This is a genomic window from Streptomyces sp. BoleA5 (genome assembly GCF_000373665.1).
In the GTDB taxonomy this organism is placed as follows: Bacteria; Actinomycetota; Actinomycetes; order Streptomycetales; family Streptomycetaceae; genus Actinacidiphila.
The window spans coordinates 112004-124635 of sequence record NZ_KB892154.1; the positions used below are offsets into that span (position 1 = coordinate 112004).

Consider the following 12632-nt stretch of genomic DNA (forward strand, 5'->3'; position numbering starts at 1 on the left):
CCCTGAGGTGTACAGGACACAGGCCTGAAACACGAGGCCGGTCCTGACGTGGCATCCCCGACCAGCGTGACGGCGCACGCCGGTCCCCGGATCTTCCGCACGGCAGCTGCATCCGCCCGTACGACCTTCCCGGAGGACACACGTGCACAGAAAACGGCCCGGAGCACCCGGAACCCGATTCCGGCAGGGACTCGCGCTCCTCACCGGCGGCCTCCTCGCCGCCACGTCCCTCGTCGTCTCCGCCCCCTTAGCCGCCTCGGCCCGGCCTCTGGATACGGAGCCCGCGGCCGCGGCGGCGGAGGAGTTCCAGCAGGTCACCCTCGCCAAGGGCGAGCCCGAGACCGGCGAGCCCATGTCGCTCGCGGTCCTGCCCGACCGCAGCGTGCTGCACACCTCGCGCGACGGCGAGCTGCGCAGGACCGACGCCGCCGGCGACACCACCGTCATCGGCACCGTCCCCGTCTACACCCACGACGAGGAGGGCCTGCAGGGCGTCGGCATCGACCCTGACTTCAGCGAGAACCGGGCGATCTTCCTCTACTACGCGCCCCCGCTCGACACCCCCGCGGGCGACGCCCCCGACCAGGGCACCGAGGCCGACTTCGCCAAGTTCGACGGCGTCAACCGGCTCTCCCGCTTCACGCTGAACGCCGACTGGACCCTCGACCTCGGCAGCGAGAAGAAGGTCCTCGACGTCTCCACCACCCGCGGTATCTGCTGCCACGTCGGCGGTGACATCGACTTCGACGCCCAGGGCAACCTGTACCTGTCGACCGGCGACGACTCCAACCCCTTCGCCTCCGACGGCTTCTCGCCCATCGACGACCGCCCGGGCCGCAACCCCGCCTACGACGCGCGCCGCACCTCGGGCAACACCAACGACCTGCGCGGCAAGCTGCTGCGGATCAAGGTCGCCGACGACGGTTCGTACACGATCCCCGAGGGCAACCTCTTCGCCCCGGGCACCGAGAAGACCCGGCCCGAGATCTACGCCATGGGCTTCCGCAACCCGTTCCGCTTCAGCGTCGACAAGAAGACCGGCGTCGCCTACGTCGGCGACTACGGTCCCGACGCCGGTGCGGCCGACCCCCAGCGCGGCCCCGGCGGCCAGGTCGAGTTCGCCCGTGTGACGGAGGCCGGGAACTTCGGCTGGCCCTTCTGCACCGGTGACAACGACCCGTACGTCGACTACGACTTCGCCACCGGGCAGTCCGGCCAGACCTTCGACTGCGCCGCGCCGAAGAACGACTCCCCGTACAACACGGGCCTGACCGACCTGCCGCCCGCGCACGCCGCCTGGCTCCCCTACGACGGCGGTTCGGTGCCCGAGTTCGGCTCCGGCTCCGAGTCCCCGATGGGCGGACCGGTCTACCGGTACGACCCCGAGCTGGACTCCCCGGTGAAGTTCCCCGAGGCCTACGACGGCGACTTCTTCGCCGGCGAGTTCGGGCGCCGCTGGATCAAGCGCATCGAGCAGGGCGAGGACGGCACCGTCCAGTCCATCAACGACGTCCCCTGGACCGGGACGCAGATCATGGACATGGCCTTCGGCCCGGACGGCGCGCTGTACGTCCTCGACTACGGCACCGCCTGGTTCGGCGGTGACGAGCACTCCGCGCTCTACCGGATCGAGAACGCCACCGACGGCCGCTCGCCGAGCGCCGAGGCGTCCGCAAACAAGACCTCGGGCACCGCGCCCCTGAAGGTCACCTTCTCCTCGGCCGGCACCACCGACCCCGACGGCGACACGCTCGCCTACAGCTGGGACTTCGGCGACGGCGGCACCTCCACCGCGGCCGACCCCGCCCACACCTACCGCACGAACGGCACCTACACCGCGACCCTCACGGTGAAGGACCCGACCGGGCGCACCGCGACCGCGAGCGTCCAGGTCGTCGTCGGCAACACCGCGCCCAAGGTCACGCTGGACCTGCCCGCCGAGGGCGCCCTGTTCAGCTTCGGTGACGAGATCCCGTTCAAGGTCACCGTCACCGACCCCGAGGACGGGACCGTCGACTGCTCCAAGGTCAAGGTCACCTACATCCTCGGCCACGACAGCCACGGCCACCCCGTGACCTCCGCCAACGGCTGCTCCGGCACCATCAAGACCTCCGCCGACGGCGGCCACGACCCCAACGCGAACATCTTCGGCGTCTTCGACGCCGAGTACACCGACGGCGGGGGCGGCGGCCAGGAGGCGCTCACCGGCCACGACCAGGCCCAGCTGCAGCCGCGCCACCGGCAGGCCGAGCACTTCACCTCCTCGTCCGGAGTCGACCTCTTCGACAAGGCCGAGGCCCACGGCGGCCGTACCGTCGGCAACATCGACAACGGCGACTGGATCTCCTTCAAGCCTTACAACCTCACCGGCTCCGTCCGGCTGACCGCCCGGGTCTCCTCCGGCGGCGCCGGCGGCTTCCTCGAGGTGCGCACCGGCTCGGCGACCGGCCCGATCCTGGGCTCCGCCCCCGTACCGGTCACCGGCGGCTGGGAGACCTTCCAGGAGATCGACGTACCGCTGCGCGCCGTGCCGAAGAAGACCACCGAACTCTTCCTGGTCTTCAAGGGCGGCTCCGGGGCGCTCTACGACCTGGACGACTTCGAGCTCTCCGACGTTCCGGCCGACCGCGCCGCCAAGCGCGTCCTGGTCTTCTCCAGGACCGCCGGCTTCCGCCACGACGCCATCCCCACCGGGATCGCCGCGCTGAAGGAGCTCGGCGCCACCGCCAACATCACCGTCGACGCGACAGAGGAGCCCAAGCAGTTCACCAGCAACAACCTGGCGCGCTACGACGCCGTGGTGTTCCTGTCGACCACCGGTGACGTCCTCAACGCCGAGCAGCAGCAGGCGTTCGAGAACTACGTCAAGGGCGGGGGCGCCTACATGGGTGTCCACGCCGCGGCCGACACCGAGTACGACTGGCCCTTCTACGGTGGTCTCGTCGGCGCCTACTTCCAAGGCCACCCGCAGATCCAGAAGGCCACCGTCCGCGCCGAGGACCACGACCACCCGGCCACCGCGCACCTCGACGAGGCCGGCTGGGAGCGGACCGACGAGTGGTACAACTACCGCACAAATCCCCGCGGTCAGGCCCGCGTCCTCGCCACCCTGGACGAGACCACCTACCAGGGCGGCACGATGAAGGGCGACCACCCCATCGCGTGGTGCCAGACCTACCAGTCCGGCCGCTCCTTCTACACCGGTCTCGGGCACACCAAGGAGTCCTACGCCGAGCCGGCCTTCCGCCAGCACCTCCTCGGCGGACTGCGCTACGCCGCCGGACAGGTCAAGGCCGACTGCAAGCCGCAGACGGGCTACCGCGACCTGTTCAACGGGCACACCCTGGAGGGCTGGAAGCAGGCGGGCCCGGGCAAGTTCAACGTCGTCGACGGTGAACTGCGCACCGAGGGCGGCATGGGCCTGCTCTGGTACCAGGCCAAGCAGTACGGTTCGTACTCGCTGAAGCTCGACTGGAAGATGGACGGCGACGACAACTCCGGTGTCTTCGTGGGCTTCCCGGCCTCCGACGACCCCTGGTCCGCCGTGGACAAGGGCTACGAGATCCAGATCGACGCCTCGGACGCCTCCGACCGGACCACCGGCTCCGTCTACAGCTTCAAGTCGGCCAACCTCAAGGCCCGCGACCAGGTACTGCGTCCCCCGGGCCAGTGGAACAGCTACGAGATCAAGGTCCAGGGTGAACGACTTCAGATCTTCCTCAACGGAGTGAAGATCAACGACTTCACCAACACCGACCCGGTCCGCAGTCTGAAGGACGGCTACATCGGCCTGCAGAACCACGGGGCCGACGACAAGGTGTCCTTCCGGAACGTCCAGATCAAGGAACTGCCCTCCTCGTAGGGCGGGTCCTGCCGGCACCCACGAGCCGGCGGCGGGCGGGGAGACGCCGTGCCCCCGCCCGCCGCCCCCACCACTCGCACCAGGGAGGCAGCCGTGACGAACCCGTCCGCCCCGGCACCGGCATCGGACAATCAGTCGCCCCCGCGCACCGGAGTGTGGCTCATCGGAGCCCGCGGCTCCGTCGCCACCACCGCCGTCGCGGGATGCGCGGCGGTCACCGCCGGGCTCCATCCCGCGACGGGCATGGTGAGCGAGACCGCACCCTTCGCGGCGGCCGCACTCCCGCCGCTGCCGTCCCTGGTCTTCGGCGGCCACGACACGGCCGCCTGCCCACTGGGCAAGCGGGCCGAACAGCTCGCGGAGGGCGGCGTGCTCCCGCACGGCCTGCCGACCGCGCTCCGCGCCGAACTGGCCGCCGCGGACCGGGAGATCCGCACCGGCGGCCCGCTCCCCGGCGACACGCGCGGCGACGAGGAACTGATCGCGGCCTTCGCCGCGGACATCACCGCCTTCACCCGGCGCCACCACCTGGCCCGGACCGTCGTCGTCAACGTCGCCTCCACCGAGCCCGTGCCCGAACCCGGGAGCGACCGCCTGCCGGTGAGCTCCCTCTACGCGGCGGCGGCGGTCGAGGCCGGCTGCGCCTATGTGAACTTCACCCCCTCCACGGGGATACGGACCCGGGCCCTCGCCGAGGCGGCCTCCGCCCGCGGCCTTCCCCACGCGGGACGGGACGGCAAGACCGGACAGACCCTGCTCCGCTCCGTCCTCGCCCCGATGTTCGTGCAACGCGCCCTGTCGGTACGGGCCTGGTCCGGCACCAACCTGCTCGGCGGCGGCGACGGGGCGGTCCTCGCGGACCCCGCCGCGGCCGCGGCGAAGAACGCCGGCAAGGAGCGCGTCCTCGCCGACGCCCTCGGCGCCGCCCCCGAGGGCGAGGTGCACATCGACGACGTGCCGGCCCTCGGCGACTGGAAGACGGCCTGGGACCACATCGCCTTCGACGGCTTCCTCGGCACCCGCATGGTGCTCCAGACCACCTGGCAGGGCTGCGACTCCGCCCTCGCCGCCCCGCTCGTCATCGACCTCGCCCGTTTCGCGGCCCGCGCCCACGAGGCCGGTCTGAGCGGCCCCCTCCCCGAACTGGGCTTCTACTTCAAGGACCCCGACCCGGGGGCGCCCGCATCGCTCTCCGAGCAGTACGGCGAGCTGCTGGCCTTCGCCGCCCGGCTGGGGGAGTCCCGGTGAGGGCTCCGGGAGCGCGGCGGCTGCGGGCCCTGGCCTTCGTGGCGGCCCTCGGCGCCGTGACGGCGTTCACCGCCCGCCGCCCGCCGGGCGGCGCGGCGCGGGACGCCGTCCCGCGGAACGGGGCGCGCGGCACCCACCCGCCCGGGGCGGCGGAGGGGGCCGCCCCGGGAGGGGGCAGAAGCGGCGGTCAGGCCGACGTCGCCGAGGACGCGGAGGGCTGCGATGCGCGCCGGACCGCTCCGGGCACGCGGCTGTGGGACTGGGCGGAACTCTTCCGCGTCTCCGCCCTGTTCACCGTCCCGGGCGACGCCCTCGCGGGCGCCGCCGCGACCGGTCGGGGCCCCGGTCGCGGCACCTTCCTCGCCATCGGCAGCTCGCTGTGCCTCTACCACGCGGGCATGGCGCTCAACGACTGGGCCGACCGCGACGAGGACGCAGTCGACCGCCCCCACCGACCCCTCCCGTCCGGCCGGATCAGCCCGGCCGCCGCCCTGACGGCCGCCGGAGCCCTCACCGCGACCGGCCTGGCCCTCGCGGCCCGTGCGGGACGCGCCCCGCTCGCCCTCGCCACCACCCTCGCGGCGACGGTCTGGGCGTACGACCTGCGCCTGAAGCACACAGTGGCGGGCCCGGCCGCCATGGCCACGGCACGCGCCCTCGACCTGGTGCTCGGCGCGACGGCCACCCGCCCCCGGGCACTGGCCGCGGCGCTGCCCCACGCCGCCCTGCTCGGCGCGCACACCTACGCGGTCACCACCGTCTCGCGCAACGAGACGCGGGGCGGTTCCAGCACCGCACCGCTCGCCGCGCTGGTCACGACCACGGCGATCGCCGCCGTCACCACCGACGCCGCCCGAACGCTGCGCCGGCTGCGCACGTCCGGACGCCCGCCGGCGGCCACCACCCGGCACGGGGCGGGCGGTGGCCGCCGTGCGCGACCGGCGGCACCGCCGACGGCGGGGCCACCGGAACTGCTCCACGCCATGACGGCACTGGCCTCCGCCGTCTACGCGGGCACCGCTCTCACCCCCTACCTGCACGCCGCTCTCAACCCGTCACCACCCCTCACCCAGCGCGCGGTCGGGGGCGGGATCCGCGCCATGATCCCGCTGCAGGCCGCCCTGGCGGCCCGATCCGGCTCGGGTGCCTCCGCGGTGGCCGTCCTGGCCCTCGGCCCCGTCGCCCGCCGGATCGCCAGGAAGGTGAGCCCCACATGAGCCTGCGCCTCGGTTACGGGACCAACGGCCTCACCGACCTGCGTCTCCTCGACGCCCTGGCACTTCTCGCCGACCTCGGCTACGACGGCGTCGGACTCACCCTCGACCACATGCACCTCGACCCCCTCGCACCCGACCTCGGTCCCCGCACCCACAGGCTCGCGCAACGGCTGTCCGCCCTCGGCCTCGAGGTCACCGTCGAGACCGGCGCCCGCTACGTCCTCGACCCGCGCCGCAAGCACGGCCCCTCCCTCCTCGACCCCGACCCCGACGCCCGGGCCGCCCGCACCCGGCTGCTCGTGCGGGCCGTCCAGGTCGCCGCGGACCTCGGGGCCCACGCCGTGCACTGCTTCAGCGGGATCACGCCCGCCGGCACCCCGTCCACCACCGCCTGGCAGCGGCTCCAGGACGCCCTCGCGCCCGTCCTCGACGCGGCGTCCACTGCCGGGATCCCCCTCGCGGTCGAGCCCGAGCCCGGTCACCTCCTGGCGTGCCTGGACGACTTCCACCACCTGCGCGGCCTGCTCGGCGACCCCGAACCGCTCGGACTCACCCTCGACATCGGCCACTGCCAGTGCCTGGAACCGGCATCTCCCGCCGACTGCGTCAAGCAGGCCGCTCCCTGGCTGCGCCATGTCCAGATCGAGGACATGCGCCGCGGCGTCCATGAGCACCTCCCCTTCGGCGACGGGGAGATCGACTTCCCGCCCGTCCTCCAGGCCCTGGAGGACAGCGGCTACGAGGGCCTGACCGTCGTCGAACTTCCCCGCCACTCCCACGCCGGTCCCGAACTCGCCCGCACCTCACTTGACTTCCTGCGCTCCCACACCCCCACGAACGGAGCCACGGCATGACGACACCCGCCCATGAGGTAGTCCACGACCGGCTCGGCGACGCCGCCCGCGCCTGGCTCGACGCGGCCCTCGCCGAAGCCGGAGCCGCCCCCGGCGGCGCCACGGACGACGACACCCCTACCGCACCCTCCTCCCCGCCGGGCTGGGAACAGCACTTCGCCTCCGCGGGCCGCCACTGCGGTCAGGAGCACGCGGACTCCGCCCGGGTGCTGCTTCTGCGGGAGGCCCGCGCCGACGCCGCCACCCTGACCCGTCTGTACCGGCAGGGCACAGCCGCGGAGCGCCGCGCCGTCCTCCTCGCGCTGCCCCACCTCGAGCCGGCCCCCGCCGACGGGGTGCCGCTCGTCGAGGACGCCCTGCGCACCAACGACACGCGGCTGGTCGCCGCCGCCGTCGGCCCCTACGCCGCGGAGCACCTCGATCCGCACACTTGGCGCCACGCCCTCCTCAAGTGCCTGTTCACCGGGGTTCCGGTGGACGCCGCCGCCAAGCTCGGGCAGCGAGCACACGGTGACGCGGAACTGGCCCGCATGCTCGGCGACTACGCGGCGGAACGCACCGCCGCGGGCCGGCCCGTCCCCGCGGGCCTCCACCGCGTCCTCGCCCTGACGTCCCGGACGGAGGAGTCCTGATGCGCATCTTCGACCCCCACATCCACATGACCTCCCGGACCACGGACGACTACGAGGCGATGTACGCCGCCGGTGTCCGCGCCCTTGTCGAACCCTCCTTCTGGCTCGGTCAGCCCCGTACCTCTCCCGAGTCCTTCTTCGACTACTTCGACTCCCTCCTGGGCTGGGAACCCTTCCGCGCCGCGCAGTACGGCATCGCCCACCACTGCACCGTCGCCCTGAACCCCAAGGAGGCCAACGACCCGCGCTGCCTCCCCGTCCTCGACGCGCTGCCGCGCTTCCTCGTCAAGGACAACGTCGTCGCCGTCGGCGAGATCGGCTACGACTCGATGACCCCGGCCGAGGACACCGCACTCGCCGCCCAGCTCCAGCTCGCCGCCGACCACGGACTGCCCGCCCTCGTCCACACCCCGCACCGCGACAAGCTCACCGGGATGCGCCGCACCATCGACGTCGTCCGCGAGTCGGCGCTCGACCCCGAGTTCGTCCTGCTCGACCACCTGAACGAGACCACTGTCAAGGAGGCCGCCGACAGCGGCTGTTGGCTCGGCTTCTCGATCTACCCCGACACGAAGATGGACGAGGACCGCATGGTCGCCGTGCTGAAGTCCCACGGCACCGAGAAGATGCTGGTCAACTCGGCAGCCGACTGGGGGAAGAGCGACCCCCTCAAGACCCGCAGGACCGCGGACGCGATGCTCGCCGCCGGATTCAGCGACGACGACGTCGACCAGGTCATGTGGCGCAATCCCGTCGCCTTCTACGGCCGCAGCGGCAGGCTGCAGCTCGACGCCGCCGCCCCCGGGGACCTGCACGAGGGCAACTCCATCCTCCGCGGCGGGGAATGAGGAGGCGGGACCCATGCGCTTCCGGCACCCCGACGGCTCGGTCGTCCACCTGGCCTACTGCACCAACGTCCATCCCGCGGAGACGCTCGAAGGAGTCCTCTCCCAGCTCCGCGACCACTGCGAACCCGTCCGCAAGCGGCTCGGCCGGGACCGCCTCGGCATCGGGCTCTGGCTCGCCAAGGACGCCGCACACGCCCTCCACACCGATCCGGCGGCCATGCGCGGGCTGCGCACCGCCCTCGACCGCCGCGGCCTCGAGGTCGTCACCCTCAACGGCTTCCCCTACCAGGGCTTCGGCGCCGCCGAGGTCAAGTACCGGGTCTACCGACCGGACTGGACCGAACCGGAACGGCTCGCCTACACCAGCGGCCTCGCCGACCTCCTCGCCGCCCTGCTCCCCGCGGATGTCACCGAAGGATCGATCTCGACCCTTCCGCTCGCCTGGCGGACCCCCTGGGACGACCGTTCCGCGCGGACCGCCCGGGACGCCCTGACCACCCTCGCCGCGCGGCTCGACGCGCTGGCCGAACTCACCGGGAAATCCATCAGGATCGCGCTGGAACCCGAACCCGGGTGCATCGTGGAGACCACCGCGGACGCGATCGAGCCCCTCGCCGCGATCGCCCACCCGCGCATCGGTGTGTGCGTCGACACCTGCCACCTCGCCACCTCCTTCGAAGAACCCGCCGCCGCGCTGGACGCGCTCACCGCGGCGGGGATCACCATTCCCAAGGTCCAGCTCTCCGCCGCCCTGCACGCCGAACACCCGCACCTGCAGGACGTACGCGACGCGCTCGCCGCCTTCTCCGAACCCCGCTTCCTCCACCAGACCCGCGCCCGCACCGCCGGCGGCCTGCATGGCACCGACGACCTGAACCAGGCGCTCACCGAGGGCCCACTCCCCACCGGCGCCCCCTGGCGGGCCCACTTCCACGTGCCGCTGCACGCACCGCCCGCGCCTCCGCTCACCTCCACCGTCCCGGTCCTCAAGGACGCCCTCGCCCGCCTCGTCGGCGGTCCGGCCCCGCTGACCCACCACCTCGAGGTCGAGACCTACACCTGGCAGGCCCTTCCCCCCGAGCTGCGCCCTCGTACCCGCGCCCAGCTCGCCGACGGCATCGCCGCGGAACTCGGCCTCGCCCGCGACCTCCTCCACGACCTCGGCCTGAAGGAACTCCCATGACCGACACAGCCGGGCCGTCCCCCCTCCTCGTCCTGGACGTCGTCGGCCTCACCCCCCGTCTCCTGGACCACATGCCGCGCCTGAAGCGCCTCGCCGACGCCGGTTCACAGGCCCCGCTCGGCACCGTCCTCCCCGCGGTGACCTGCGCCGCCCAGTCCACCTTCCTCACCGGTGCGCCGCCCGCGGCGCACGGCATCGTCGGCAACGGCTGGTACTTCCGCGAACTCGGCGACGTCCTGCTGTGGCGCCAGCACAACGGTCTCGTCTCCGGCGACAAGCTGTGGGACGCCGCCCGGCGCGCGCACCCGGGCTACACCGTGGCCAACATCTGCTGGTGGTACGCCATGGGCGCCGACACCGATGTCACGGTCACCCCACGCCCCGTGTACTACGCCGACGGCCGCAAGGAACCCGACTGCTACACCCGGCCCCCCGAGCTCCACGACGAGCTCACCGACGCCCTCGGAACCTTCCCCCTCTTCCACTTCTGGGGTCCGGGCGCCGACATCGTCTCCAGCCGCTGGATCATCGACGCCACCCGGCACATCCTGCGCACCCGCACTCCCGACCTCGCCCTCTGCTACCTCCCGCACCTCGACTACGACCTGCAGCGCTTCGGCCCGGACGACCCCCGATCCCGGCGCGCGGCCACCGAACTGGACGAGGCACTCGCCCCGCTCCTGGACGACGCACGCCGGGAGGGCCGGACGGTGGTGGCGCTCTCCGAGTACGCCATCACGCCGGTCAGCCGGGCCGTGGACATCAACCGGGAGCTGCGGCGCGCCGGGCTGCTGGAGGTCCACACCCAGGACGGCATGGAGTACCTCGACCCGATGGCCTCCCGCGCGTTCGCGGTCGCCGACCACCAGATCGCCCATGTGTACGTGCGCCGTCCCGAGGACCTCGAGGCCACCCGCAAGGTCCTCGCCACCCTGCCCGGAATCGCCGAACTCCTCGACGACGAAGGGAAGAAGCGCCACGGCCTGGACCACCCGCGCTCCGGAGAGCTCGTCGCCGTCGCGGACCCGGACGCCTGGTTCACGTACTACTACTGGCTCGACGACGACAGGGCACCCGACTTCGCCCGGCTCGTCGAGATCCACCGCAAGCCCGGCTACGACCCCGTCGAGCTCTTCATGGACCCCGAGGACCCCTACGTACGCGTCAAGGCCGCCACGGCCCTGGCCCGCAAGAAGCTCGGCATGCGCTACCGCATGGCGGTCGTGCCGCTCGACCCCTCGCCTATTCGCGGCAGCCACGGCCGCCTCCCGGCGAGCGACGAGGAAGGTCCGCTCATCATCTGCTCCGCCCCCCGTGCCGTCGACGGCCGCGTCGCGGCCACCGAAGTGAAGTCCCTGCTCCTGCGCCTTGCAGGACTCCACTGAACCACACGTCACCGACGCCAAGGAGTTATCCACAATGACCAGCACGCGTCGTAACAGCAGCCCCGACCCGGAGCTGAGCCGCAAGCTCAGCAGGCGCGGCATGCTCGGCGTCGCCGCAGGGGCCACCGCCGCCGCGCTGCTCGGCGCGACCGCCCCGACGGCCGCCGCCCACGGCAAGGGCCACGGCCGCCCCGTCCTGCCCCCCGGCCGCCTCGGCATCCAGCTGTACTCGCTGCGCGACAAGGTCTCCACCCTCGGCTTCGCCCCCGTCTTCGCCGAACTCGAGAAGTACGGATACGACGAGATCGAGTACGCCGGCTACACCCAGGGCTCCGCGGGCGCGATCACCCTCGCCCAGCTGCGCCGGCTCGCCCGCGACCACGGACTGCGCGCCATCGGCAGCCATGTCGGCTACTACGACGACGGCGACCCGGGCGCCTATACCTTCGCGCAGAACCTGACGAAGGTCCTCGACGACGCCCAGGCGCTGGGGCTGAAGCACATCGGCACCGCGTCCGGACCCTGGCGGTACGGCAGCACCGTCGACGGCTGGAAGCGCTGCGCCGAGGAGTTCAACGAGTACGGCGCCGCCGCCAAGGCCCGCGGCATGAAGTTCTACCAGCACAACCACGCCGAGGAGTTCTCCTTCGCGACCGACCGCCCGAACGTGCGGCTGTACGACGTCCTCCTCGCGGAGACCGACCCCGACCTGGTCTACCTGGAGATGGACATCTACTGGGCCTACGCCGGCCAGTTCCGCTTCTCCAAGCGGGTGGACGGCACCCCCGCCCCCTTCGACCCGCTGCGCTACGTGCTGAAGCAGCCCGACCGCTACCCCCTCTTCCACGTCAAGGACGGGGACCGGGACGAGACCACCCGCGACGGCTACCGCATGGTCGACGTCGGGGACGGCGACATCGACTACCAGCGCTTCATCTCGGCCGTGACGCGCACGCACGGCGGCCGCCTCGACCACCACTGGCAGACCGAGCACGACACGCCGGCCGATTCCCTCAGCTTCGCGCGCAGGTCGAGCGCGTACCTGCACTCGCTGCGTGAAAGGGACTGCTGACGCCGTGTCGGTGACGAGCTGACGCTTCGTCCGGCCTCCCACAGGGGCCCCGTGCCCGCCCGCTCGGGCGGGCCGGGCCCTTTTGTCTTACTGAGGGGGGCCGGGCTTGCGTGTCGCCCCGACTTCGTGCAGTCCTGTGGCCGCAGCGCCGCCCGAGCCCATGACCAGGGACGGAGCGGTTCCCATCAGCTCCGGCCCCGCGGTCGGCTCGGTCGTCCCGCGGGCTGGGTGGCCGCGTTGACGTACGTTGTCGGTGACGATGATTCACCCGTCGGGAGGCCCGGACGTGACGGTTCGTGATTACAGTGCGTGGCCGAACGGTTGAGGCCCC

Annotated in this window: 9 protein-coding genes; all 9 read left to right on the forward strand. The window is 72.4% G+C overall.

Annotated features, from left to right (window positions below; all coding sequences use genetic code 11):
- Positions 1 to 142 precede the first annotated feature (142 nt).
- A complete protein-coding gene (locus B085_RS0137515; protein ID WP_018563739.1) occupies positions 143 to 3862 on the forward strand; it encodes a ThuA domain-containing protein in 3720 nt (1239 codons plus the stop codon).
- 93 nt (positions 3863 to 3955) lie between these two features.
- The gene (locus B085_RS0137520) at positions 3956 to 5110 is read left to right on the forward strand and encodes an inositol-3-phosphate synthase (RefSeq protein ID WP_018563740.1); all 1155 of its coding nucleotides are present in this window, start codon (positions 3956 to 3958) and stop codon (positions 5108 to 5110) included.
- Complete coding sequence (locus tag B085_RS45025) at positions 5107 to 6327, forward strand: SCO3242 family prenyltransferase (RefSeq protein ID WP_018563741.1); 1221 nt, start codon at positions 5107 to 5109, stop codon at positions 6325 to 6327. Before B085_RS0137520 ends, B085_RS45025 begins: the two co-directional genes overlap by 4 nt.
- On the forward strand, positions 6324 to 7181 hold the full coding sequence (locus B085_RS0137530; RefSeq protein ID WP_018563742.1) for a sugar phosphate isomerase/epimerase family protein: 858 nt from the start codon (positions 6324 to 6326) through the stop codon (positions 7179 to 7181). Before B085_RS45025 ends, B085_RS0137530 begins: the two co-directional genes overlap by 4 nt.
- Positions 7178 to 7813 (forward strand): EboA domain-containing protein, encoded by a 636-nt coding sequence (locus B085_RS0137535; RefSeq protein ID WP_018563743.1) that lies wholly within the window; start codon positions 7178 to 7180, stop codon positions 7811 to 7813. Before B085_RS0137530 ends, B085_RS0137535 begins: the two co-directional genes overlap by 4 nt.
- Entirely contained in the window at positions 7813 to 8661 is an 849-nt protein-coding gene (locus tag B085_RS0137540) for a TatD family hydrolase (protein ID WP_018563744.1), read from the forward strand. Before B085_RS0137535 ends, B085_RS0137540 begins: the two co-directional genes overlap by 1 nt.
- 13 nt (positions 8662 to 8674) lie before the next feature.
- Positions 8675 to 9844 carry a metabolite traffic protein EboE gene (gene eboE / locus B085_RS0137545; RefSeq protein ID WP_018563745.1) on the forward strand — a complete coding sequence of 390 codons (1170 nt, stop codon included), beginning with the start codon at positions 8675 to 8677 and terminating at the stop codon, positions 9842 to 9844.
- The gene (locus tag B085_RS0137550) at positions 9841 to 11229 is read left to right on the forward strand and encodes a nucleotide pyrophosphatase/phosphodiesterase family protein (RefSeq protein WP_018563746.1); all 1389 of its coding nucleotides are present in this window, start codon (positions 9841 to 9843) and stop codon (positions 11227 to 11229) included. The genes eboE and B085_RS0137550 overlap by 4 nt, the downstream gene beginning before the upstream one ends.
- A gap of 34 nt (positions 11230 to 11263) precedes the next feature.
- Entirely contained in the window at positions 11264 to 12301 is a 1038-nt protein-coding gene (locus B085_RS0137555) for a sugar phosphate isomerase/epimerase family protein (protein ID WP_018563747.1), read from the forward strand.
- The last annotated feature ends 331 nt before the right edge of the window (positions 12302 to 12632 follow it).

Coding starts and splice junctions, on each gene's coding strand:
- B085_RS0137535 (WP_018563743.1), top strand. CDS start 7,178: ATGACGACACCCGCCCATGAGGTAGTCCACGACCGGCTCGGCGACGCC.
- B085_RS0137550 (WP_018563746.1), top strand. CDS start 9,841: ATGACCGACACAGCCGGGCCGTCCCCCCTCCTCGTCCTGGACGTCGTC.
- B085_RS0137555 (WP_018563747.1), top strand. CDS start 11,264: ATGACCAGCACGCGTCGTAACAGCAGCCCCGACCCGGAGCTGAGCCGC.
- B085_RS0137540 (WP_018563744.1), top strand. CDS start 7,813: ATGCGCATCTTCGACCCCCACATCCACATGACCTCCCGGACCACGGAC.
- B085_RS0137530 (WP_018563742.1), top strand. CDS start 6,324: ATGAGCCTGCGCCTCGGTTACGGGACCAACGGCCTCACCGACCTGCGT.
- eboE (WP_018563745.1), top strand. CDS start 8,675: ATGCGCTTCCGGCACCCCGACGGCTCGGTCGTCCACCTGGCCTACTGC.